Annotated in this window: 22 protein-coding genes; all 22 read left to right on the top strand. The window is 44.1% G+C overall.

Annotation, left to right across the window (positions count from 1 at the left end; genetic code table 11):
- Nucleotides 1-155: 155 nt before the first annotated feature.
- The 22 genes from L3V37_RS20035 (at nucleotide 156) to L3V37_RS20140 (ending at nucleotide 23,699) form a co-directional block, all read left to right on the top strand.
- On the top strand, nucleotides 156-695 hold the full coding sequence (locus L3V37_RS20035; protein WP_005381235.1) for a single-stranded DNA-binding protein: 540 nt from the start codon (nucleotides 156-158) through the stop codon (nucleotides 693-695).
- 242 nt (nucleotides 696-937) lie between these two features.
- The gene (gene csrD / locus L3V37_RS20040) at nucleotides 938-2,947 is read left to right on the top strand and encodes an RNase E specificity factor CsrD (protein WP_237306869.1); all 2,010 of its coding nucleotides are present in this window, start codon (nucleotides 938-940) and stop codon (nucleotides 2,945-2,947) included.
- Between the two features lie 11 nt (nucleotides 2,948-2,958).
- A complete protein-coding gene (locus L3V37_RS20045; protein ID WP_130545223.1) occupies nucleotides 2,959-4,404 on the top strand; it encodes an MSHA biogenesis protein MshI in 1,446 nt (481 codons plus the stop codon).
- Nucleotides 4,401-5,051, top strand: a complete 651-nt coding sequence (gspM, locus tag L3V37_RS20050) for a type II secretion system protein GspM (protein ID WP_005381197.1) — start codon at nucleotides 4,401-4,403, stop codon at nucleotides 5,049-5,051. Before L3V37_RS20045 ends, gspM begins: the two co-directional genes overlap by 4 nt.
- Nucleotides 5,044-5,376, top strand: coding sequence for an MSHA biogenesis protein MshK (locus L3V37_RS20055; protein WP_130545224.1), 333 nt, complete (start codon nucleotides 5,044-5,046; stop codon nucleotides 5,374-5,376). The genes gspM and L3V37_RS20055 overlap by 8 nt, the downstream gene beginning before the upstream one ends.
- Nucleotides 5,377-5,396: 20 nt before the next feature.
- Entirely contained in the window at nucleotides 5,397-7,037 is a 1,641-nt protein-coding gene (mshL, locus tag L3V37_RS20060; protein WP_237306872.1) for a pilus (MSHA type) biogenesis protein MshL, read from the top strand.
- A 44-nt stretch (nucleotides 7,038-7,081) separates the two neighbouring features.
- Complete coding sequence (locus tag L3V37_RS20065; protein WP_005381192.1) at nucleotides 7,082-7,927, top strand: ExeA family protein; 846 nt, start codon at nucleotides 7,082-7,084, stop codon at nucleotides 7,925-7,927.
- Nucleotides 7,924-9,018 carry a lipopolysaccharide assembly protein LapB gene (locus L3V37_RS20070; RefSeq protein WP_237306875.1) on the top strand — a complete coding sequence of 365 codons (1,095 nt, stop codon included), beginning with the start codon at nucleotides 7,924-7,926 and terminating at the stop codon, nucleotides 9,016-9,018. Before L3V37_RS20065 ends, L3V37_RS20070 begins: the two co-directional genes overlap by 4 nt.
- Nucleotides 9,015-10,739 carry a GspE/PulE family protein gene (locus L3V37_RS20075; RefSeq protein WP_104979762.1) on the top strand — a complete coding sequence of 575 codons (1,725 nt, stop codon included), beginning with the start codon at nucleotides 9,015-9,017 and terminating at the stop codon, nucleotides 10,737-10,739. Before L3V37_RS20070 ends, L3V37_RS20075 begins: the two co-directional genes overlap by 4 nt.
- Nucleotides 10,740-10,747: 8 nt before the next feature.
- On the top strand, nucleotides 10,748-11,971 hold the full coding sequence (locus tag L3V37_RS20080; protein WP_005381186.1) for a type II secretion system F family protein: 1,224 nt from the start codon (nucleotides 10,748-10,750) through the stop codon (nucleotides 11,969-11,971).
- A gap of 3 nt (nucleotides 11,972-11,974) precedes the next feature.
- Entirely contained in the window at nucleotides 11,975-12,436 is a 462-nt protein-coding gene (locus L3V37_RS20085) for a hypothetical protein (protein WP_031781206.1), read from the top strand.
- A gap of 291 nt (nucleotides 12,437-12,727) precedes the next feature.
- Entirely contained in the window at nucleotides 12,728-13,195 is a 468-nt protein-coding gene (locus L3V37_RS20090) for a type II secretion system protein (RefSeq protein WP_005381181.1), read from the top strand.
- Between the two features lie 71 nt (nucleotides 13,196-13,266).
- Entirely contained in the window at nucleotides 13,267-13,500 is a 234-nt protein-coding gene (locus tag L3V37_RS20095; RefSeq protein ID WP_005381152.1) for a type II secretion system protein, read from the top strand.
- Between the two features lie 115 nt (nucleotides 13,501-13,615).
- Complete coding sequence (locus tag L3V37_RS20100; RefSeq protein WP_237306878.1) at nucleotides 13,616-14,164, top strand: type II secretion system protein; 549 nt, start codon at nucleotides 13,616-13,618, stop codon at nucleotides 14,162-14,164.
- On the top strand, nucleotides 14,161-14,760 hold the full coding sequence (locus L3V37_RS20105) for a prepilin-type N-terminal cleavage/methylation domain-containing protein (RefSeq protein ID WP_237306879.1): 600 nt from the start codon (nucleotides 14,161-14,163) through the stop codon (nucleotides 14,758-14,760). The genes L3V37_RS20100 and L3V37_RS20105 overlap by 4 nt, the downstream gene beginning before the upstream one ends.
- The gene (locus L3V37_RS20110; RefSeq protein WP_237306881.1) at nucleotides 14,760-15,473 is read left to right on the top strand and encodes a PilW family protein; all 714 of its coding nucleotides are present in this window, start codon (nucleotides 14,760-14,762) and stop codon (nucleotides 15,471-15,473) included. Before L3V37_RS20105 ends, L3V37_RS20110 begins: the two co-directional genes overlap by 1 nt.
- A complete protein-coding gene (locus L3V37_RS20115) occupies nucleotides 15,463-15,897 on the top strand; it encodes an MSHA biogenesis protein MshP (RefSeq protein ID WP_237306883.1) in 435 nt (144 codons plus the stop codon). The genes L3V37_RS20110 and L3V37_RS20115 overlap by 11 nt, the downstream gene beginning before the upstream one ends.
- Nucleotides 15,898-15,902: 5 nt before the next feature.
- The gene (locus L3V37_RS20120; protein ID WP_237306884.1) at nucleotides 15,903-20,405 is read left to right on the top strand and encodes a DUF6701 domain-containing protein; all 4,503 of its coding nucleotides are present in this window, start codon (nucleotides 15,903-15,905) and stop codon (nucleotides 20,403-20,405) included.
- A 151-nt stretch (nucleotides 20,406-20,556) separates the two neighbouring features.
- Nucleotides 20,557-21,600 (top strand): rod shape-determining protein, encoded by a 1,044-nt coding sequence (locus L3V37_RS20125; RefSeq protein ID WP_005381144.1) that lies wholly within the window; start codon nucleotides 20,557-20,559, stop codon nucleotides 21,598-21,600.
- A 150-nt stretch (nucleotides 21,601-21,750) separates the two neighbouring features.
- The gene (gene mreC / locus L3V37_RS20130; RefSeq protein WP_237306885.1) at nucleotides 21,751-22,647 is read left to right on the top strand and encodes a rod shape-determining protein MreC; all 897 of its coding nucleotides are present in this window, start codon (nucleotides 21,751-21,753) and stop codon (nucleotides 22,645-22,647) included.
- Complete coding sequence (gene mreD, locus L3V37_RS20135) at nucleotides 22,637-23,125, top strand: rod shape-determining protein MreD (RefSeq protein WP_005381141.1); 489 nt, start codon at nucleotides 22,637-22,639, stop codon at nucleotides 23,123-23,125. Before mreC ends, mreD begins: the two co-directional genes overlap by 11 nt.
- 4 nt (nucleotides 23,126-23,129) lie before the next feature.
- The gene (locus tag L3V37_RS20140) at nucleotides 23,130-23,699 is read left to right on the top strand and encodes a nucleoside triphosphate pyrophosphatase (protein WP_005381139.1); all 570 of its coding nucleotides are present in this window, start codon (nucleotides 23,130-23,132) and stop codon (nucleotides 23,697-23,699) included.
- Nucleotides 23,700-23,715: the final 16 nt, after the last annotated feature.

The following is a 23,715-nucleotide window of genomic DNA, read 5'->3' on the forward strand; positions in this document are numbered from 1 at the left end:
GAATCAAAAATGCTACACACGTAAGTTGAAATACGATTTGGGTTCTAGAGGATGACTCAATAGATCACAATGGTATTAGACTTTAATCAAAACATTAAAGCGTGCTATTCTAATGCGCTAAAATTTTATATATCCAGAGTGAAACGGAGCACATCATGGCCAGCCGTGGAATTAACAAAGTTATTTTGGTGGGGAATCTAGGTAACGACCCTGAAATTCGTTACATGCCGAATGGCGGTGCAGTAGCAAACATTACTATTGCGACTTCTGATTCATGGCGTGATAAAGCGACTGGCGAACAGCGCGAAAAAACGGAATGGCACCGTGTTGTGTTGTTCGGCAAACTTGCGGAAGTAGCAGGTGAGTATTTGCGTAAAGGCTCTCAAGTTTACATTGAAGGGCAACTGCAAACTCGCAAATGGCAAGATCAAAGTGGTCAAGATCGCTACTCAACTGAAGTCGTTGTTCAAGGCTTCAATGGTGTGATGCAAATGCTTGGCGGTCGTGCTCAAGGTGGCGGCGCACCTATGGGCGGTCAACAGCAGCAGCAAGGTGGATGGGGTCAGCCTCAACAGCCAGCTCAGCAGCAGTACAATGCGCCTCAGCAACAGCAACCACAACAACAGGCTCCGCAGCAATCACAGCAGCAGTACAATGAGCCACCAATGGATTTTGACGACGATATCCCGTTCTAAATTCTGCTTATGCTTGAATCGAAAAGGCCGCGAATATCGCGGCCTTTTTTATTGTCGCAATCTGATGATCTCACAGGCTTATCTTGGCAAGGTTAGGCGTAACAATAAAACTTATCAATGAGTGTGATTTTCTTTATGCTCCAGCCTCTCACTATCAGACTAATCCGATTGTTTGATGAACTCTTATCAAGTATAAATATTTCAATAAGGTATATGATGAATAAAAAAGGAATTTGGTATTCATGAGGTATACCCCAACTCTTAAGTTAAGCACACGGCTGGTGGCCTTTGTCACCATGATCGTTATCTGCGCCATGTTTATCTTGTTTGTCGGTGGCACCCTCTCTTTTAAACGTCTTGGGCAGGAATATCTCACCCATTATTTAGAAGGGATCGTAGAGGTGGTCGACAAGGAGATGGAAGATCCTGACGCCGCTTATTCTATGCAGCGCTGGATGCCGAAAATGCTGCAGGCTTCCAATATTGTCGAAATGACGTTGTCGACCAACAACGCCGTTGTTTATCGCTTCAAAGATACTTCTCATCAAATGGAAGCGTCAGTCTTGTTTGAGGCTGAGTACCAGTTGACTCACAATCAAGATTACACGATTCACTTTAAAGCAATTCCCCCTTACTTAGGTTACAGCTACTCAATGCAGGCGCTTTGGTCGATCACGCTTGCCGTTGTATTGATCATCTTCTGCTTAATGCGCGGCGTGGCATGGCTTAAGGAGCAATTAGAAGGCTCCGAAATGCTCGAAGAGCGAGGCAGAATGATCCTAGCTGGTAGGGTGGAGCAGTATGCCAAAGGTGACAAAAAAGAATGGCCTTACACCGCCAGTGAAGCGCTCGATGTATTAATCGAAGAGTTACAAGATGCGCGTCAAGAGCGAAGCCGATTTGATACCTTTATTCGAACTCAAACTTTCCTTGATAAGCTAACCGGTACCGCTAACCGAGTGTTATTTGATAGCAAGTTGGAATCGGCGTTACTAGAAAGTGGGGCTCGCGGCGCCGTGTTGCTAGTGCGTATTCAAGACTGGAAACTGGTTGAAGAAGAGCAAGATAAGCAAATTACGGATGAGTTTATTGTTGAAGTTGGGAGTTTATTGTCCAATTTAGTTCAACGATACCCAGATGTTGTATTTTCCCGTTATTACGATGCTGATTTTGCGCTTTTTCTACCGCACCAAAGTGCGAAAGATGTGGCTAACCTTGCCTCGCAATGCATTCGCCAGTTAGAAAAGTTAATGCCGCCAGAGCCACTTGATCCAGACAACTGGTGCCATATTGGCATCACCATTTATAAAGAAGGTGAGCGACACAGCCAAATCATTGATGAAGCCGAGACTGCTTTGCGTAGTGCGCAACTACAAAATAACAATAATTGGAGTCGCTTCAAAAAATGGAACCACGATGAAGAAGCTCGCGGAAGTGTGAGGTGGAGAACGTTATTTGACACAGCACTTACACCTGAAAGTGTGATACTCTACGCACAATCTGTGCACCCAATAAGTGATGCGACGCATAAAAAATCATTATATGAAGAGTTAACATGTCGGATTCGCGATCCTGAGAATGGGATTGTTAAAGCGTCTCGGTTCATTTCTGCGATCAGACAGGTTGGTTATGAAGCGCAAATGGATAAGTCGGTTATTAATAAATTCTTAAGAGAGTTTAAGGATAATTTTGATAACTCAAGATCGTATGCGCTCAATTTGAATGTAACGCCATTTTCTAACCGAGAGTACTTTAAATGGTTTCGTGATGAACTCTTACAGTTGTCACGTGAGCAGAGAAAGTGTCTCAGTTTTGAGTTTGTTGAAGCACAATTTGTAAGACACTTAGACTTTATGCGACCAGTCGCTAAAATGCTGGCCGGTTTAGGGTGCCACTTAATGGTTGGGCAGGCTGGGCGTACCATCGTCAGCACTCACTATTTAAAAGAAGTGGACATTCGTTACCTTAAACTTCATCGCAGTTTAGTAGCAAAAATCGACCAACGACATGAAAACCAGCTATTTGTCCGCAGTATGCTAGGTGCGGCGGCAAACAGTAAAACTAAAATTATAGCAGTGGGAATTGAGAATCAGAACGAGCTCAACACATTAATTGAGCTCGGGGTTTATGGTGGGCAAGGGCGTTACTTTTCTGCGGAGCAGCAGTTTCTTCCTCGTCCCCAAGCGTTGCCGAATTCTCAATCAGAATCCCAAGTTAAATTGGGAAGACGAAATCGCTGGCGGAAAAAATAAAGATAATAATCATGGATTTCAAAGCACTATTCGACAAGCTTAAGCGATCATCTAGTGGTGGTCGCTCCTGCTTTTTGGTTATTCAGCCAGACGCCGTTTATTTATCATCTTCAATCAAAAGTAGTCGTCCATACCAATTTGATATTTCTGAGTCCAATTGGGAAAAAGCCGTTGAGCAAGCATTGAGCGTTGCAGCGAGTGCGTATGATTCATTAACGGTTGTTCTTTCTCATAACTATTACCAGATGTACCAAATCGACAAACCAGTCATGCCGCGTCAAGAATGGCCAGCCGCATTACCGTTTTTGTTGAAAGAACTGATCTCTGAGCGCGCCATCGACATTATTGCCGATGCGGTCGAGTTACCGAATTCAACCAAAGTGCAAGCATACGTCTTATCGCGAAAAATATTGGATAAGATTGTGTTACTGGCCAGCCGAGCCCAGTTACCATTAGAAGCCATTCTTCCTGAAGACGATATTTGGGGAGAGACTGCGGGTGAATTAGGAAATTTCCTATTATTACAACGCAGTGTGCGTGGTCATTTCCGTATAAGCGCTTTTGTCGAAAATACTATTGCGTTCCACCGCTCTATTCGCAGTGTGACGCCACCGTTAACGGGAGTTCCGTCTAGCGATTTACAGATGGACAGTCTGTCGTTAGAACTGCAACGTTCGATTGACTATCTTTCATCTCAGTTACGCCACGTGCAATTACATCAATTGAAAGTGTGCTGTGATGAAGAGGATGAGAGCGAGCTTGTTCAGGCTCTGAATTACCGTTTAAGTACTAAGGTTTCACCGTTATTACCACCAGAACATGAGCTATCAGGACATGTTTTGGCTGACACTGCGGCTACTTCAAATACTCGACGCGTCAACTTATATCCCGATTACTTAAAGCCGAAAAAAGAGCTCCTGACGCTAAAAAATATCGCGTTATCTTGGGGCGTTTCGGCGGCTGCAATTCTATTTTCTTACGGCTATGTGACTTGGCAGAGTAGCGGTTTGGAAGATGAGATTGCTATTGTAAAAAGTAAAGGCGATATCATGAAGTCAGAGCTTGAACGTTATCAAGTCAAGCTACGTAAGCATCAACCTGACAATAATAAGCTGGCAGCTAAAGCCCGCTTAGAGCGTGAAGTCAAGGCGAAGCGAGACTCGCTTAAAGCTGTCGGGAAATACGATGACTCGCAACGCACGGGTTACTCTGGCGTGATGCAATCATTAGCGAAGCTAGGAAACCAAGAAATTTCTTTGTCCGAAATTCGAATCAATACCCATACCTTAGACCTGAAGGGGCTAGCGAAAAAACCGAGCTCAGTGCCAAATTGGGTCAGCCAATTTAAAAACGAAATTAGCTTGGTTGGTCGAACGTTTGACGACGTCAAAATAGGTCGAAATGATAAGGATATTGTGACGTTTGAACTAAAAACGCGCGAGGATAAAGAGAAATGAACGAATTCTGGCTCTCATTAGAAGGGCGCTTTGGCGAAATGAGTACGCGTGAAAAAGTGCTCACTGCATTGTGCGGTTTAGTTGTCGTAATCATGTTGCTCTTTACGCTGGTATTGGAGCCAAAGCTTAACGAGATCATCAGTAATGAGAGGCAACTAAGTAATTTAAAGCAAGCCAATCAAAAGATTGAAATCGATACGCTACGTATTCAGGCGCAACTTAAGAAAGATCCAAATGCTGAGATTGATCGCGCGATATCTAATCTGTTAGCTGAGAGTCAGCATCTTTCGATGCAATTAGCGGAGATCATCGAGCATCTTATTACACCTTCGCAAATGGCTGAGCTGCTTGAAAATGTGTTGGAGCAGCAAAGTGGCATTCACCTTTTGTCTCTGCAAACCTTGCCATCTGAGCCAATAACGGAAGATAAAGAAGCATCGCAATACTCTGGTTACTACGTGCATCCTGTTCGTATGGAACTAACTGGTGACTATTTTTCTATTGCTAATTATCTGAATAAATTGGAGAGCCTTCCTGCGAGTTATTACTGGCGCAGCTTTAGTTATAAAGTCGAAGAGTACCCGAAAGCGAAGCTTGTGTTAGAAGTCTACACACTAGGATCTAGAGAGGAGTTTATTGGTGGTTAACAAACTCATCATCTCATTGCTTGTTATGGCAGCGGCAGGAACCGCTTGGGCAAACCAAGACCCAACGGCCCCACTTGGTTGGGAAAAGTCAGCGGTTGAAACGTCAGCGAAACCAAAAGTTAAACGGTATCGACTGCCTAAGCTCAACAGTATTGTGTGTAAGCCAAGTACTGATTGTATCGCGATTATGGATAACAAACTTGTCGAAAAAGGCGAGCTATTTAAGGGTTATCGCGTCGCGAGCATTAATAGTGAATTTGTAACTTTAAAGCGTGGTAACCGTCAGTGGGACCTAGAGCTTTTTGATTTAAACGTAAAACAATAATAACCAGAGCCCGATCAGATATGCGCAAATTAGTTGTAGGAATAACGATTGCTTCTTTAATGGGATGTTCAATGGGTCATCGGAATCCAGTGGAAGTTAAAGAAGCGCTCAATGAATCGATCAATCAAGCGAACAGCCGCACATTGGAAGAAATCCCTTCTTCTGTTGAGGCAGACTTGATGCCAAATTTAGACTCGAACGTTGCAGCAGAGCAAGGCACCTCGAAGCGTTTTCGTATTCAAGCGAATGCGGTCGATGCAAGAAGCTTTTTCGCCTCATTAGTGAAAGGCACAGAGTACAGTGTGGCGATTCACCCATCGGTACAAGGTAATATCACTGTCAACTTGTCAGATGTGACATTGGATGAAGTTCTGAATGTCGTACAGAATATGTATGGCTATGACGTGGTGAGGTCTGGCAAAGTTATTCAAATCTACCCAGCAGGTATGCGTACTGTGACCATTCCAGTCGATTACCTGCAGTTCAAGCGTTCTGGTCGCTCATTAACCAGCATTGTTACGGGCTCTGTAACCTCGGCTGGTACGTCTAATTCTGGTGGTAGCTCAGACAGTTCTGACTCGTCAGACTCTAACAATGGAAACAACAACGATAGCTCGACCACATCTACGGGTGGTACACGCATTGAAACCATCACTGAAAGTGACTTCTGGCCTATGCTGCAGCAAGCTGTTGCGAATCTAATTGGTTCAGGCAAAGGGCAAAGTGTGGTTGTAACGCCACAAGCGGGAGTTATTACGGTTCGAGCATTTCCAGATGATATTCGCGAAGTACGCGAGTTCTTAGGTGTATCGCAGGAGCGCATGCAGCGCCAGGTCATTCTTGAAGCTAAAATCCTAGAAGTGACGTTGAATGATGGCTACCAACAAGGCATCAACTGGTCAAACTTATCGGCGTCAATTGGTAACTCGGGTAGTATCGTAGTCAACCGCCCTGCATCGGCATTACCACCATTGGATGCGATTGGCACGCTCTTGGGCGGTCAAACCAACGTGACTATTTCGGATGGTAACTTCAATGCAGTGTTGAGCTTTATGTCTACGCAAGGTGACTTGAACGTCCTTTCGAGCCCTCGTATTACCGCTGCCAACAACCAAAAATCTGTCATCAAGGTCGGTACCGATGAGTACTTTGTTACAGAGCTATCGAGCAATGCAGGCAACGGTGAAAACTCAAATGCAGTTCCTGAAGTGGAACTGACGCCATTCTTCTCGGGTATTTCCCTCGATGTGACTCCGCAAATTGATAACAAAGGCAATGTGTTCCTGCATGTTCACCCCGCAGTTATTGAAGTTACAGAAGAAGTGAAGCAATTGAACTTGGGCGGAGATTTCCAAAACATCCAACTGCCATTAGCGAAAAGCTCTATTCGTGAATCAGACTCGGTTATTCGTGCTAAAGATGGCGATGTTGTGGTTATCGGCGGGTTGATGAAACAGCAAAATCGTGAGCTTGTTTCTAAAGTCCCATTTTTGGGCGATGTACCAGCACTGGGGCATTTGTTCCGCAACGTGAATAACGTAACTGAGAAAACAGAATTGGTCATCTTGCTAAAACCGACCGTAGTTGGCGTGAACTCTTGGCAGAAAGAGCTAGAGCGCTCTCGTGATCTGCTGCAAGAGTGGTTCCCAGATGCGCAATAAGTGCTGGGAAAGGTTCTGTTTTTCAATAGGTTTGTGATTCGAGTATGTACTTGTCACACTTTGGATTCCGAGTTCAGCCTTTTTCGTTAACCCCAAATACAGAAATGTTCTTGGGGTTAGTCCCTCACTATGAGGCGATCCAAACCATCCTAGCTGCCGTGCAAATGGGAGAAGGGGTGATTAAGGTGACGGGAGAAGTCGGCACTGGAAAAACCATGGTATGCCGTAAGCTGATCGAGCAGATTGAATCTGAAGTTGAGCTTATTTACTTACCCAATCCAGTGTTGAATGGGGAACAGTTGCAGTTTGCTGTCGCCAGAGAGTTAGGTATCGAGAACGATGATCCGCTGCGCATCGTTTCCCTCATTCAAGAGCACTTGATTCAAGTACATGCCTTGGGAAAGAAAACTGTCTTGATCGTTGATGAAGCGCAAGCTCTTTCCCCACAAGCTTTAGAAACATTGCGTCTATTTGGCAATCTAGAAACGGAACAAGATAAGCTCATTCAATTGGTGTTATTCGGACAACCTGAGTTGGATGAAAGATTGGCTAACCATGAGCTAAGGCAATTTCGTCAACGCATTACGTTTAGTTGCCAGTTACGTCCTCTCTCTATCGATGAAGGCGTGGCTTACATCAATAATCGTTTAGATAAAGCAGGCAATGGGGCGCACATTTTTTCTATTGAACAGAAAAAAGCGATTTGGCGTTCATCCATGGGGATTCCGCGCTTGATAAACCAAATTAGCCACAAGTCGTTGCTTGCTGCATTTAATGATCGTTGCACACTATTAAAAAATCATCACGTTTACGCCGCTATGCACGATACGTTTGATGCCCGTAAACCTAAGTTTAAAACACCCGTATTTTGGGGATGGAGTCAACCTTGAGTGCCATCAATAAAGCATTATCAGAACTTGCTGAAAAAACATCGCCGTCAGAGCTTACTCGTGCGGAGATTCCAAGTGTCTCACGCAGTAAACCTTGGCTTTGGCTTGTGGCCGGTTTTTCGTTAAGCCTTGCGGTCGGAAGCTGGGCGGTTTCTCGCGGTCCTGTCCCTTCAGGCGAGCTATCACAATTTCAAACCGATGCTATGCCATTGTCGTCTGTGAATGTCTCACCAATTGTTTCATCGGAGCGCACTCACTCGCCAACGAGTAAAATGACGCCCGATACAACTCAAGTGGTTTACACCAAACCAGCCACACAGCCGGTAGCGCAACAGCCTCACATGCAAGAGACTGATAGGTTCACGCCAAGATCTGAGATAAATACCGCCTCTGAAGAGGCAGTTTTACTCGCGCAGTTAGCAACGATGCCGAGCGAGGAGCAATACGATCACGTAACCCACACAACATCAGAAAACAGTTCAATGCGTATTGAGCAGGTTGAGCTTACACATCGTCAGCTTTCTCTTAAGGCAGTTAGTCGAGCGGAAAAAGCACTCGATGCTAACGATATGCAAACAGCGTTGTCGGCTTATGCCGAGGCGTTGCGTTATGAGCCAATGAATGCAGGCACGCGTCAAAAGCTATCAGCGTTGTACTTTGGTAAAGGTGACACGCGTAAAGCATATGAGATTATTCAAGAAGGTATCAACCTAGATACGAACAACCAAGTACTTCGCTTGGCCTTGTCTAAGTTGTTAGTGAAAGCTAATCAACCTGAAGCGGCGCTGAGCCCGCTTGTTCATTTGCCTCCAGTACCAAGTCGAGATTACTTGGCGATGCGTGCGGCATTGGCACAAAAACACAAGCAAAATGACATTGCGCTTGAGAGCTATCAACTCCTCACTCAGCGTGAACCGGAAAACGCGCGCTGGTGGTTAGGTTTGGCTATTCAACAAGAGCGCGCCCTGGCTTTTACTGCCGCGATTAACTCTTACAACCAAGCTCTGGGTAAAGTTGGCATTTCGAATCAATCGCAAGCATTTATCCGTGACCGTTTGAGCATCTTGAAAGAGTTGGAGAGCGCACAATGAAAATTCAGTTGAGAAAACGCTTGGGCGATCTTCTGGTTGAGGAAGGTATCGTCTCTGAAGAACAAATCCAGCAAGCACTAAACGCACAACGCAGTACCGGGCAGAAGCTAGGGGATGCGTTAATTGACCTTGGCTTTATTACCGAAAAGCAAATGTTGGACTTCTTGTCTCAGCAGCTTGGTTTGCCACTGATCGATCTTGGTCGTGCGCCTGTAGATGCCGAAGCCGTGCAGATTCTACCTGAGGTACACGCACGTCGCTTACGTGCGATGGTCGTTGCTCGAAATGGGGACACACTGCGCGTTGCTATGAGTGACCCTGCGGACTTGTTCATCCAAGAATCATTGATGAACTTGTTAGGTCAATACAACCTTGAGTTCATTGTGGCTTCAGAGCGTCAGCTTATTTCAAGCTTTGACCGTTATTACCGCCGTACTAAAGAGATAGCTTCCTTTGCTGAACAGCTGCATGAAGAGCATAAAGATGTACAAAGCTTTGATTACGGTATTGATGAGGCCGACAGTGAAGAGGTTACCGTTGTAAAGCTGGTTAATTCCATGTTTGAAGATGCGGTACAGGTTGGAGCTTCGGATATTCATATTGAGCCAGACGATCAAGTGTTGCGTTTGCGCCAGCGTATTGATGGCGTATTGCATGAAACGCTCTTAAATGAAGTGAACATTGCATCGGCTTTGGTTCTTCGACTGAAGTTGATGGCACACCTAGATATTTCTGAAAAGCGCTTGCCACAAGATGGCCGATTCAATATCAAAGTTCGTGGCCAATCAATTGATATTCGTATGTCGACGTTACCAACGCAGTACGGAGAATCTGTGGTAATGCGTCTGCTTAACCAGTCCGCTGGTTTGCGTCCGTTAGAAGAGTCAGGCTTGCCGCCAGACTTGCTTGCTCGCTTACGTCGACAACTGGCGCGTCCGCACGGCATGATTTTGGTTACCGGGCCAACAGGTTCCGGTAAAACCACCACGCTTTACGGTGCATTGAGTGAGCTCAACGAACCTGGGAAAAAGATCATTACAGCAGAGGACCCGGTTGAATATCGTCTGCCTCGCATCACTCAGGTACAGGTTAACAGCAAGATCGATCTAACTTTCTCGCGTGTTCTTAGAACCTTTTTACGTCAAGACCCAGACATCATTCTTGTTGGTGAGATGCGTGATCAAGAGACGGTAGAAATTGGTCTGCGAGCTGCACTAACGGGGCATTTAGTATTGAGCACTCTTCACACCAACGATGCTGTCGACAGTGCGTTACGTATGATCGATATGGGTGCGCCGGGTTACTTGGTTGCTAGTGCAGTCAGAGCTGTGGTGGCGCAGCGTCTTGTGCGCCGAGTTTGCCCAGATTGTAAAACAGAAGACCACTTAGATGAGTCTCGCCAACAGTGGTTAGCTGGGCGTTTCCCAAACCAAGTGGGCACCACTTTTTATAAAGGTGCAGGCTGTCAAAACTGTAACTTGACTGGCTATCGAGGCCGAATCGGTGTGTTTGAAATGCTCGAACTGGAGCAAGAAATGATGGATAAATTGCGCGCCAATGATGCGGTTGGCTTTGCCCAAGCCGCGCGCCGCTCAGAAAACTATAAGCCACTGCTTGCTTCTGCAATGGAACTGGCGCTACAAGGCACCGTCAGTTTGGACGAAGTGATGACCCTAGGTGAGGGTGATGCTTCTGGTAAGACTGATCCCATTTTCATATAGGTAAGTGAATGCCAACTTTTCGTTATCAAGGCCGCACGCTAGACGGCTCATCCACTAACGGCAAAATCGAAGCAGTGAACTCAGAAGCTGCGGCGGAAGCATTGATGAATAAAGGGGTCATCCCGCTCAATGTACGGTTAGAGAAAGAGTCGGCAAAAAGCCAAGTGAGCTTATCTAAGCTGTTTGTGCCTGCTATTCCGTTGGAAGTAATTATTCTTTTCTCTCGCCAGTTGTTTAGTTTGACTAAAGCTGGCGTACCTTTGCTGCGCTCTATGCGTGGCTTGTTGCAAAATTGCGAAAACAAACAGCTCAAAGAGGCGCTAGAAGATGTCGTTTCTGAACTGAGTAATGGCCGAGGTTTGTCTTCTGCGATGCAGCAACACAGTAAAGTATTCAGCCCACTGTTCGTTTCTATGATCAACGTCGGTGAGAATACGGGTCGGCTTGACCAAGCGCTATTGCAACTGGCGAATTACTACGAACAGGAACTTGAGACTCGCAAACGCATTAAAGCGGCGATGCGTTATCCGACGTTTGTCATTATCTTTATCACCATCGCCATGTTTGTATTGAATATCTTGGTGATCCCTGAGTTTGCATCGATGTTCACGCGCTTTGGTGTTGAGCTACCATTGCCGACGCGTATTTTGATCGCGACTTCTAATTTCTTTGTTAATTATTGGGTGTTGCTGGTTGTGGCAATGATTGGCGCGTTTACGGTGTTCAGAGCGTGGGTGGCGACGGCTGATGGTCGGGAGAAGTTCGATAAGTTTCGGCTTCGGCTGCCAATTGTAGGCGATATCGTTAATCGTGCGCAGCTTTCTCGTTTTGCCAGAACCTTTTCGTTGATGCTGAAATCAGGTGTGCCACTTAACCAGTCTTTGGCTTTGGCCGGGGAAGCCTTAGGGAACCGTTTTTTAGAAAACCGAATTCTTGAGATGAAGTCCGCAATTGAAGCGGGTAGCACCATTTCAGTGACGGCCATCAACAGTAAAATATTCACCCCATTGGTGATTCAGATGATTGCAGTAGGTGAAGAAACTGGCCGTATTGATGAGTTGCTGCTGGAGGTGTCGGACTTTTACGATCGAGAAGTCGATTACGATCTAAAAACGCTGACCGCAAGAATAGAACCATTACTTTTGGTGATTGTCGCAGGCATGGTCATGGTGCTGGCATTGGGTATCTTCTTACCAATGTGGGGAATGCTCGACATCATCAAAGGCGGCTAATAGGTGGTTGAAAATCAAAGCCGAGCAACGCTTATTGTGTTTGGGGTTATTGCTACGATTATGGCGGTGGGTTTGGCGGTCAAATTACGTCCTGTTACCGAGCAAGCACAAGTAACTGGAGCGAAGTTAGCGAGAGTTTGGATGCAAGACAGTGTTCAGCGTTATCGTCAAGCTTGGCTAGTACAAGGCGAGCCAGAACATATGCTGATGGATGGTTTTAACCTTACTATGACTGAGGACGGGTTAGTGTCTCCCTTTACTCAGCAAGGTGTATTAGATTGTGGTTATTGGCTAGCGGTGCATTACCCCCAACGTAAAATAATGACCAACAAGTTAATAGATATCAGTGGAGCCATCAAAACTGATCGTTATGTCTGTCACTACACTTATGAAAATGGTCAGTCGATTGTAGTTATCTCAACTGCTAATCAACTGAAAATAGACGTCGAAATGTCGGCGGAGTGAATTTTTTGACACCTAATCACTATAATTGGTAATGAAAGTCGGTATAATGCAATCATTACCATAAGTAACAAGCTGTAATCGTGGGTAAACAATAATGTGTTTTTCTCATTGCAGCATGAACTGAATAATGGCGAATCGTCATTCTGCTCAAGCGGTAGATACAGTATCCACTTCACGGTCAGTTTTAGTGAAGGTTGCTGCCCCAAACCGTTTTGACAATATCCAAAATGGTCGCGTGACCTAAACGAAACTTTGCAGTTGTACTGCATGCTTACATAGAGAGAGTAAACAATGAAAAGACAAGGTGGTTTCACCCTTATCGAATTGGTAGTGGTAATTGTAATCCTAGGTATTCTAGCGGTAACTGCAGCACCACGTTTCCTTAACCTGCAAGATGATGCTCGTGATTCAGCTCTTGATGGTTTGAAAGGTGCTATGACTGGTGCTGCTGGCATTACTTACGGTAAAGCTGCAATTGAAGGTCAAGAGGCAACAGCTGACGGTGCAATCAGTATCGGTACTTCAACTTTAAACCTAGAGTTTGGTTACCCAGAAGCAACTTCGGCAGCGCTATCTCTAGTTGTTGATGGTCTATCGGAAGATTGGGTTGTTAAGAAAGTAGATACTAATGCTGACCCTAAATACATTTCATACGGTTTCGATAACTACGACACGAAATGTGTTAAATACACTCAAGCTAAAGACAAAGATACTCCAGCAACAGTCGCTGTTACTAAAACTGCGAATGAGTGTAAGTAATAAATATTACTCAAAAGGCCAGCTAGTCTGGCCTTTATCTCTTTATTTTGATTAATTTCGGAATAGTTCATATGCGTAAATCATCGGGTCTTAGTGCAATAGAGTTTGTAGTTGTACTGATTATCTTAGGTATGATCGGTTATGTGGTATTACCAAGATTTATCAGCTTTGAACCAGAAACTTACGAAGCGAAGTGGGAGCAAACCAAGCAGACCGCTGAGCACGTTTCTGAGACGCTAAGCAACAAAGAAACTTACGATCGAATTGAAGAAGAGATTAGTCGTTCAAAAGGGCAAAATAACTAGATATTGGTTATTTGTTCGTCTGTTCACACTTCGAATCGAAAAATTATAAACCTATCATTAATCTCATAATTTCATCGTATACTTATCTCGCTTGTTCTAAGCCTAAGGTTGGGTTATGAAAATTCGCAGCTCTGCATTAGGGTTTACGTTAATGGAGTTAATCCTCGTGATTGTTCTCCTCTCTATCCTTTCACTTTTTGCAGCCAGCCGTTTTATGGGCTCTGGCAGTTTCTCTGCATATGCATTACAAGAACGCGTGATTTCTGTTATTCGCCAAGTGCAGGTGAATCGTATGCAGTCGAATATCAGCATCCCAAACAAGTCTTATCCTGAAAGGTGCCTACCTAGTAGCTACAAAGCTGGAGAGGACTCTAGCTACACAAACTTTTGTCTATCGATTACGAGTACTTGTATAGGATCTAGTGCAGCGTGCAATCTGGCTAGTAAGGAACGAGATGCTCGAAGCGATGTTGTTGTCGATAACTCAGCACAGTTTTCTATTATTAATGGTGCCTCTAGTCCCATTGAATTTGATCTATTGGGTAATCCTCTCAATGTTTCTTCTGCTGGTATTTCTATTCTTATTCAAGATAAAAACAGCCAAAGCCAGTGCCAAGTATTGATTAACCCTCAAGGTTATGTTTCGGAGGGAGCATGTTCATGAGAAAGCATATTGGTATGACGCTTATTGAGATGATCATTGCCATCATTCTTATGGGGATTGCGATGGTAGCATTTACGTCTTTTTTAGTTCCTCAAATTCGTGATTCAGCAATGCCTCATTATCAAATGCGTTCAGCAGCCTTAGGGCAGGGTTTTATGTCGCAAATATTGGCACGTGGCTTTGACCAGTGGAGTGATTTTGATGGTGGAGTTATTCGTTGTGAGGAGCCTAGTTTTAACCCTCATCCAGATAACCCCTCTAACGGTTGTTCGGCAACATTGGGTGTCGATACAAAATATGGCGAAATTTCTAATAATCCGAGTACTTTTAATGACGTGGATGATTACATAGGTTGTTGGAGTACACCGACGACAATAGGTCAGTGCCAAAGTGCGAAGCGTGGGAGTATTGCTGATGTATTAGGAAAGAGCGGTGAAGATAAATATCGCAATTTCCGTGTTGAGGTCGGAGTTGCGTACGACAACTTATCTGCGGCGAAAACGACAGGAATCACTAACTATAAAAAAGTCACGATTACGATTTTTGCTAGTAACACTCAACCCCTCACACTGACTGCAATAAGAGGTAACTACTGATGAAAGTTCGTGGTTTCACCTTAATGGAAATGATCGTCACCATCGTAATCGGCAGCTTCATCATGCTTGGTATTGCGGGTTACGTACAGCTAGGTATGAAGGGATACGCAGACACGATTGATCGCCAACGAATGCAAACGCAAGCGCAGTTTGTGCTAGAGAAAATGTCGCGAGAAATTCGTCACGCAGTCCCAAACAGCTTTCATGTCCCTACCGGAACTACCAATTGCTTGGAGTTTATGCCGATTGAATATTCTGGTTTTTACACGCTGACGAATAACAATTTAGAGTTTCTGTTAGGCAATGACTCTACATTGAATCCTATTCCAGCGGATCGTTGGATGGTGATCAATCCAAGTCGCTATGAAGATTTGCAATCTGCCTCTCCTCAGAGTTTGGCGATTGGCAATCTAGCGAAAACTGGTGATGTTTTTATTGTCAGTGGTGCAGCTAGTACGATTGGCGGGTCTTCCATTTCGAGCCGTCATTATATCTATCAAGATAACTCTGAAGTACGTTACTGCTTCGACAATGGTCTAATCACACGGAATGATATTACTGTCGCGGACAGTGTAGATACTTCCGTTAGCGATATGCATTACCTCGAGCCAACACTTCAACGTGGCGGTATCGTGCATATCAATTTAGAGTTCACTCAAAATGGGGAGCGTAGTGTTTACCAACAAGACGTACAGGTGCTCAATGTTCCGTAAAAAAGCTCTGCAAGGTAATGTCCTGATCGTCGTATTGTTCGTCATCATTGTGATGGGCTATCTAGCCGCATCTTTAATGAAGGTGAGTTGGTCAAACCAAAGTACGTTAACCAGAGAATTCTTAGGAACGAAAGCTTGGTTTATTGCGCAATCTGCCAATGAGTGGGCACTAACCCAGCTCTATCCTTTAAACGACACTACTCCAGATGTGGCCGATTTTTGTGCCAATACGGTAAGTGGCGCTACACCAAATGTTACACAAGGCACTAGTTGTCAATTACGTGCTATGACATGTTCAAACATTGGTACCTTTAATGCAGGTACCTCTGAAGCTGAATCTCTATTTAGGGTGCAAGCCACAGCAGTTTGTGGTTCCGGGGTTGCACAAGTACAGCGACAACAAGAGGTTTGGGTTAAGGAATGAATTATATGATTCGTAAAAAAATACTAGTGATGATTACATTGTTGCTCTTTTCTAGCATCTCTTGGGCCAGTCAAAGTTGTAACGTTAAAAGTAACAAAGATTCGTGGGACATAAAATTTAAAATAACCAATGCTGAGATGTCTGAAACCGTTACGGCAAAAAAGAAAAATGGAGCCTCGGAAACAATCGTTTTCTGGACAGATGCACTAAGTGAAAAGGCAAGCGCGATATTTGCTGATAATAAAGTGTTGAAAAACGAAGACTATGAAGTTTGGATTTTTTATGATCCTGAAAATGCTGAAGCCCACAAAGCTGGATTAGCAACGTATTACATCAAATCTGGAACCGATTGGGAGTTCGTTGAGAGTGAAGAAGCTGATTTTACGTCATTGAATGGCGCTAATATTACTCTTTCGTCATCCTCTCCGAGAATTACGTCCTTAAGTTGTCACGAAAATATAGAACATCCTAACATTATTAACCGTTCTCCTAAATTTGAATTTGGCACGATTGATTGCTCTTCTGGGACTGAATGTACAATCAAATTCGATAAAAAATTTAACACGGTACCCCTAGTCTTTGTTATGCCCGTTATTGATGCAAATTTAACGTCTAGAGATGATGGGGAAAGGATTACAGAATATCCATCTACCGTCGGAGTAAAGGACGTAACCAGATCAGAAGCCACAATTTATCAAGATTTTGCTCCGGCTGATAAAGCTGATGATGATGTTGATTTTATTGATAAGGATAAAACACCAGTAGGTAAAATTGACTACTTTGCCATTGAGCAAGGTGTCCTCGAGCTTGAAAATGGCTCGAAAATTGTGTCAGGAACCCTTCCTATTGGAGTGGGGGATGACTATATCGGGGACGGTGTGGCATCACATTATAGTTGCAAGAAGAATGGCTGTAATGAGACCGAGCAAAATGATGGCATTGAAATTAACTTTTCTAACTTTGGTTTATCAGAAGATTTTACTGAAAAGCCCGGAGTGTTAGTCCAAACTCAAACGACAAACAACAAAAATGCTGGAATTTCAGAGTATTGGGCAACCGCTTTGGCTCGTGATGTAACACTAAGGAGTGCTGTTATTGCCTTAGATAAATCCGAGGTTTATAAAACATTGCGAAACAAAAAACTAGATGCCAGTTTTAACCCTGTTTCTGAGCCCGAAGTCGTTGCTTTTGTTGCAGGACAAGGGGAGGGGTTTAAGGATGGTTTGAAGTTTTGGTTGGGGTACGGTGTGACGGAATACACTTTGAAAAAGGATGACCCAGTCATTTCTCCAGTCTTGGATGGGTGTAAGGTTTACACCGATTTTCCTGAAGGTGTAGTTTTCGATGAACCTCCTGTTCTAGTTGCCAACAAGAACTCTCGTAAAGGTAGCAATGGCGGTTGGCTGCGTCGATGCGATGTCAGAACTTCAAGTGTCGCACTTATTAATGAAGAGGATATGCAGCGAGATAAAGAGAGAGGACATACTGATGAGCAAGTTGGCTGGTTTATGTTTGAAAAGGCTAACCCTAACCCTATTTGTTCAGTTTTTACTTCCCCTTTGCAAACCTGGGCTGAGTATGATGATCAGGATAATATCATCGATGGTAACGGGACACTAAGTATTCAAAATGCAACAGTTAAAATCATAGGTACAAAAAAAAATAGTTCTGGAGAACGACTCGTTGGCTTTGAACAGAATAATATATCAGTTGCAAACCCCCAAACAATGAAAGTCTGTGATGGGCAAGCCTGTGTTGGAGATGCAGGGATGATACAGCCTAAAGAAGCATTGGGTGCTTTTTTAGGGGGGACTAATTCGCTGAATTTAGCTGGATACACCGGTTATACCCAAAGTAAGGAATTGAGCGGTAGCGCGGAATACAAAAGTGTTAATATTCAAGAAGGTGGTACCCTCATTTTAAAAAACGGAACCTACTGGTTTGAATCAATATCCATGAATGGGAAGAGCGCCATAGTGGTGCCTGAGGGTGAAGAGGTTGTCGTCCATACTAAGAAACTTTATATGACAAATACAAGTTTTATTGGCACCGTTTCTGACGATGTAATGCAAAGCAATACATCTAAAAATCCTGAAATTTATAGATCCAGTTCTCTAAACGTGGTTAAAAATGGCGGCTGGTTTGCTGATGACAGCTATCTAAGGATAAATGTACATAAAGACAGTTCGTTAAATGGTTCGGTGCCATTTAAGATGGATAGCAATGCTATTTTTATTGGTATGGTTTATAACGAAAGTAACACATACCTAACCTCTAATGTTCAGTTTTATGGGGCATTGACGACAAAGGATATTAAGCTTGATAGTCATTCCCAAATAATTCGGTCATCAGGTTGTCTAGCACCGGTTAATAGCTATGAGCTTGGTATAACGCCAAGTACTCAATTAGCGTTGATGTGTGGCGAGGATACTCCAACATTCGATATCCTTACTCAAAACAACTCTGTTGGTGAAAGTTTAGAAGTCATTATTTCTATTCCTGATGCTGATAGTGTTGCATTTATTTTAGAAGCATCAGTTGGAAGCGGGAATGCTTGTTCGATAACGAGTAGTGCAGATCGTTGTAAGTTTATAAGCAATCGTAATGGTGAGCTTACGATTAGCGCAAAGGTGGACAACTTTGATGCTAATTTGGCTAAAACACGTTATCAGCTTAAAGCCATGCTTCTAGAAGATACTGATAATTCAAAAAGTGTCGATTTTAGTTTTGTCCCTTATAAATTTGATATCAAGTCTAGCAATCAAGATGAATGGGATAACTCTGCTATTTCAATGATTGCAAACAAACCTGTTGATATAGATGTTCGAGTACTTGCGTGTCCGCCATCGTCAGATCCGTCTTCTCCGGTCGTGCTCAAATATAATCATTCATTAAAGGGTGATGATGTATCTTCTCTAATTACAATGCCATCAGCGAATCAATCCGGTTCTATCTCGCTGTCTGGTCTAGATTTTAAGGACGGCCTAGCAAAATCTTCAGTTACGTTTACGGATTCAGGGGAAGCAACGATAACCCTAAAGGATTCAGAGTTTGATTGTGATAGTTTTGATGAGCTAAAAGACCCCGATACAAAAGAATGTCAAATCGACGGCGGTATCTTAAGTGGGGAGTTTTCTGTTAAATCGCGTCCATGGAAGTTTTCTGTTTGCCCTCAGAGCACTGAAGGTGAGTATGTTTCCGCAAATGGTAACAGTAAGAGTGGTAATGCTTTTGTTGCCGCTGGTCAGCTCTTTTCTGTTCGAGTCGCACCGCTAAAATACAATAGCCCAGAGTGTAGCGAGCAAGAACAGTTAACCCACAATTACTTTTTATCTGAGGCGTCTGCTGAGTTATCGTATACGCTCGATTCTCCAGTCGGTGGTATTTTAGGCAACTTGAGTGGCACATTGGTACGCAATGTGTCTGATGATAAAAAAATGGCCTATAGCTATGTTTTTTCCGATCTAGCCTATTCAGAGGTTGGAAGCATAAATTTGTCTGCCTTGGAAACTGGGGCTTTTTATTCTTCAATAGAAGTTGATGGAGATAAAGGGGTCAAAGGTTCTCGTAAGATAGGGCGCTTTTACCCTGATAGCTTTGTGATCAATTCAACGAAATGGGATGCGCCAAAAAATCAAGGAAACATTTCGTATATGGGACAGAATTTCGATTTGGCAGAAGTATCGATACTCCCATACGGTATGGGCAGTAGTGCGCCATTGAAAAACTACCACTTAATTGATGGCGGTTATCAAGCTAAGCTTGCCGTTCTGGGGGATGGAAAAGTATCAAACAGTTTAATTCTTGATACATCGCTAGGTGATTGGCGAGAGAACCCCGATGTATCGGAGACTTCACAGTGGTATTTGCAGGACGCTTTTGCATATGTGACTAAGCCCCTTGACGAAAATGGACCTTTCAACACAAATGATCGACTCTCAAAAGCTACAGAGTTTAGTCTTGAAATATCGGGTAAAGACCCTGTTAGATTGAAAAATAGTTCTTCCGAGAGCTACAGTATATCTGCTGTACTTCCTAGCCAACCTCCCGTTAGGTTTGGGCGAATGATGTTATCTGACGTGGGGGGATATCAAGGGCAGAAGTTGACAGTTCCTCTTTCTGTGGAATTTTGGAACGGTGAGCGTTTTGTAACTAATGCAGAAGATAACAATACCTCAGTGATTAACTTCATTCAGAAACAAACACCAATTTGGCCTGATGATGGAACTGCTTGTTCAGTTCTTTTAGAGGGGAATGCTACTGTTTCTGGAGGAAAAACACGGAAAATTAAAGCCCAACAAGACTTAGCTACATGTCAATCTTCGGTTCGTCAGCAAACAGAAGTTTGGCTAGGGCTCGACTCGAATGGAAGCAATGTCCCATGGCTCAAATACGACTGGGATAAAGATGGCTCCGAAGAAAACCCATCCTCCGTCGTCACCTTTGGTATTCATCGAGGTAACGATCGCGTGATTTACCGTGGTGAGCCAGGGTTAACCGGACAGTAACAACTTAGGTTTTTGCCCTTAAGTTAGGAAACTGCAAGAAATTGAGGCTTTCTGCTCATGTTTGTGTACCAATACCTTGCTGTGACAGCGAGGCATTGGTACATTTAGAGCAATTTTTGTCTTCTATATTTTTGCAGGATGAGCGAAGAGTATGTTTAAGAAACTTCGTGGCATGTTTTCTAACGATCTATCTATCGATTTAGGTACAGCCAACACTCTAATTTACGTAAAAGGGCAAGGAATTGTCCTTGATGAACCTTCTGTAGTTGCTATTCGTCAAGATCGTGTAGGTTCTGCAAAAAGCGTTGCTGCAGTCGGTCACGCAGCAAAACAGATGCTTGGTCGTACACCTGGCAACATTTCCGCTATCCGCCCAATGAAAGACGGCGTAATTGCTGATTTCTACGTAACCGAAAAAATGCTTCAGCACTTTATCAAACAAGTGCATGACAACAGCATCCTAAAGCCAAGCCCACGTGTTCTTGTTTGTGTTCCTTGTGGTTCTACCCAAGTTGAGCGTCGCGCAATTCGTGAATCAGCACTTGGTGCTGGTGCCCGTGAAGTTTACCTAATCGACGAGCCAATGGCGGCGGCAATTGGTGCTGGTTTACGCGTATCTGAGCCGACCGGTTCAATGGTGGTCGATATCGGTGGTGGTACAACTGAAGTTGCCGTTATCTCTCTAAACGGTGTGGTTTACTCATCGTCTGTACGTATCGGTGGTGACCGCTTTGATGAAGCTGTGATCAACTACGTACGTCGTAACTACGGCAGCTTAATTGGTGAAGCAACGGCTGAAAAGATCAAACACGAAATCGGTTCTGCTTACCCAGGTGATGAAGTTCAAGAGATTGAAGTTCGCGGTCGTAACCTTGCAGAAGGTGTGCCACGAAGCTTTAGTTTGAACTCAAACGAGATCCTAGAAGCGCTTCAAGAGCCGCTATCTGGCATCGTATCAGCAGTCATGGTTGCACTAGAACAGTGCCCACCAGAGCTTGCTTCAGACATTTCTGAAAACGGTATGGTACTAACAGGTGGTGGTGCACTACTTAAAGACCTAGACCGTCTACTAATGGAAGAAACTGGTATTCCTGTGGTTATCGCGGAAGATCCACTAACGTGTGTTGCGCGTGGTGGCGGTAAAGCTCTAGAAATGATCGACATGCACGGTGGCGATCTGTTCTCTGAAGAATAAAGGTTTAGGTGAAGCTCATGTCGGGCTTCACCTTCATTTCTGCTCTCTCTGTAATTCAAACATGCTCCATACCTAAAAGTATTTATTTAAGTATTTTTAGGTTGCCAAGTAAGGCTCAATAATCATGGAAGCAATCAGGTCAAAAACAAGATGAAACCGATTTTCGGCAGAGGTCCGTCTCTGCAATTACGTCTGTTTTTTGCTGTCATCGTGTCGGCGAGCTTAATGCTGGCCGATAGTCGTCTAGATACGTTTTCCAACGTTCGATACCTACTAAACAGTATGGTTGCACCGATTCAGTACGCAGCGAATTTGCCTCGTAGTATGTTCGATGGCGTATTTGAACGTTTTAATTCTCATCAGGCATTAGTTGAAGGCAATCGCAGCTTAAAGCGAGAAGTGTTACGCCTGAAAAGCGAGCTTATCTTGCTCGACCAATATAAAGAAGAAAACCAACGCCTACGTAAGTTGTTAGGATCTTCATTTGTCCGTGATGAAAAGAAAGTCGTGACAGAAGTAATGGCGGTTGATACTTCACCTTATCGTCATCAAGTGGTGATCGATAAAGGCCGTATTGATGGTGTTTACGTTGGTCAGCCTGTTATCAACGAGAAAGGCATCGTTGGTCAGGTCACGTTTGTCGCAGCGCACAACGCACGTGTTCTGCTGCTAACGGACGCGAAAAATGCAATTCCTGTCCAGGTGATCCGCAATGATATCCGAGTGATCGCATCGGGCAATGGTGAAATGGATGAAATCCAACTGGAGCACATTCCAACCAGCACAGATATTCAGGTTGGTGATTTCTTGGTGACATCCGGTTTAGGTGGCATTTACCCTGAGGGATATCCAGTCGCGACGGTTACCAATGTGGATCACGATACGCGTCAAGAGTTCGCCTCAATCAAGGCTGAGCCGGTTGTGGAATTTGATCGCTTACGCTACCTACTGCTGATTTGGCCGAATGAAGACCGTCAACACAAAGTACTGCGGTCCAATGTAGATGAAGGGTTAGAGCAAGAACAAGAGGTAACCGATGGCCAATAATGTATTGAGTAGCCGAATGGTGATTGGCGTCAGTTTCTTCGTTGCGCTGGTACTGCAAACCATTCCATGGCCTGGTGTGTTAGATGTGTTGCGTCCTTCATGGTTGTTCCTTGTCACGTGTTATTGGGTGTTGGCACTACCGCACCGAGTAAACGTCGGAACTGCGCTAGTGTTGGGCTTATTGTGGGACATTTTGATCGGCTCAACGCTTGGAATTCGTGGCATGATGATGTCGATCGTTATCTACCTTGTGGCGCTGAATTTCCTGTTGATTCGCAACATGGCATTGTGGCAACAGTCGATTTTAATTGCCTTTTTTACTGCGTTATTGGAAGTTTTGATATTCTGTGGGGAATATTTGAACCAGGACGTAGTATTTAATCCATTATCTCTGTGGACGGCGGCAATAAACTGTATACTTTGGCCATGGATGTTTTTATTAATGCGACGAGTTCGTCGTGCATGGCACGTAAGGTAAAGCGGTGAAGAAAAGCTTATCTCTCGTTCTCGCATCGGGTTCTCCGAGAAGAAAAGAGCTGCTTGCTCAACTGGGTTATGATTTTGAGATCGTATTGCCTGATATTGAGGAAGCCAAACAGGCTCATGAGCAAGCACGAGATTACGTGTTGCGTCTTTCTTTGGAAAAAGCTCAGGCAGGCTTAGCGTTGGCTAAGCCTGATTCCGTTGTATTGGGCTCTGATACGGTCGTAGTATGCGATGACCGTGTGCTAGAAAAACCAAAAAGTTTTGAAGATTCAAAGCGTATGCTTACTGACTTATCGGGTCGTCGTCATCAAGTGATGACTGCGGTGAGCGTTGTATCATCGGAACAACAACATTCAGTGGTCGTTACCACTGACGTGTGGTTCAAACCACTGACTCACGAAGAAATCGAACAATATTGGCAGTCAGGAGAGCCATGCGATAAAGCTGGAAGTTATGGTATTCAGGGACTCGGAGGGCGATTTGTCACCCGAATCGAAGGCAGTTATCACGCTGTAGTAGGCTTACCTTTGTTCGAAACCGATCAGCTAATTCAAGAATTTTTATAATTGTTTTGAGGTGTGC

Origin of the sequence: Vibrio sp. D54 (assembly GCF_021728075.1) — a bacterium.
In the GTDB taxonomy this organism is placed as follows: domain Bacteria; phylum Pseudomonadota; class Gammaproteobacteria; order Enterobacterales; family Vibrionaceae; genus Vibrio; species Vibrio alginolyticus.

Excerpts from the sequence above, each read along its gene's own strand:
- L3V37_RS20125 (WP_005381144.1), top strand. The coding sequence starts at position 20,557 with ATGTTTAAGAAACTTCGTGGCATGTTTTCTAACGATCTATCTATCGAT.
- mshL (WP_237306872.1), top strand. The coding sequence starts at position 5,397 with ATGCGCAAATTAGTTGTAGGAATAACGATTGCTTCTTTAATGGGATGT.
- L3V37_RS20120 (WP_237306884.1), top strand. The coding sequence starts at position 15,903 with ATGATTCGTAAAAAAATACTAGTGATGATTACATTGTTGCTCTTTTCT.
- mreD (WP_005381141.1), top strand. The coding sequence starts at position 22,637 with ATGGCCAATAATGTATTGAGTAGCCGAATGGTGATTGGCGTCAGTTTC.
- L3V37_RS20095 (WP_005381152.1), top strand. The coding sequence starts at position 13,267 with ATGCGTAAATCATCGGGTCTTAGTGCAATAGAGTTTGTAGTTGTACTG.
- mreC (WP_237306885.1), top strand. The coding sequence starts at position 21,751 with ATGAAACCGATTTTCGGCAGAGGTCCGTCTCTGCAATTACGTCTGTTT.
- L3V37_RS20115 (WP_237306883.1), top strand. The coding sequence starts at position 15,463 with ATGTTCCGTAAAAAAGCTCTGCAAGGTAATGTCCTGATCGTCGTATTG.
- L3V37_RS20045 (WP_130545223.1), top strand. The coding sequence starts at position 2,959 with ATGGATTTCAAAGCACTATTCGACAAGCTTAAGCGATCATCTAGTGGT.
- L3V37_RS20080 (WP_005381186.1), top strand. The coding sequence starts at position 10,748 with ATGCCAACTTTTCGTTATCAAGGCCGCACGCTAGACGGCTCATCCACT.
- L3V37_RS20100 (WP_237306878.1), top strand. The coding sequence starts at position 13,616 with ATGAAAATTCGCAGCTCTGCATTAGGGTTTACGTTAATGGAGTTAATC.
- csrD (WP_237306869.1), top strand. The coding sequence starts at position 938 with ATGAGGTATACCCCAACTCTTAAGTTAAGCACACGGCTGGTGGCCTTT.
- L3V37_RS20035 (WP_005381235.1), top strand. The coding sequence starts at position 156 with ATGGCCAGCCGTGGAATTAACAAAGTTATTTTGGTGGGGAATCTAGGT.
- L3V37_RS20110 (WP_237306881.1), top strand. The coding sequence starts at position 14,760 with ATGAAAGTTCGTGGTTTCACCTTAATGGAAATGATCGTCACCATCGTA.
- gspM (WP_005381197.1), top strand. The coding sequence starts at position 4,401 with ATGAACGAATTCTGGCTCTCATTAGAAGGGCGCTTTGGCGAAATGAGT.
- L3V37_RS20105 (WP_237306879.1), top strand. The coding sequence starts at position 14,161 with ATGAGAAAGCATATTGGTATGACGCTTATTGAGATGATCATTGCCATC.
- L3V37_RS20090 (WP_005381181.1), top strand. The coding sequence starts at position 12,728 with ATGAAAAGACAAGGTGGTTTCACCCTTATCGAATTGGTAGTGGTAATT.
- L3V37_RS20065 (WP_005381192.1), top strand. The coding sequence starts at position 7,082 with ATGTACTTGTCACACTTTGGATTCCGAGTTCAGCCTTTTTCGTTAACC.
- L3V37_RS20075 (WP_104979762.1), top strand. The coding sequence starts at position 9,015 with ATGAAAATTCAGTTGAGAAAACGCTTGGGCGATCTTCTGGTTGAGGAA.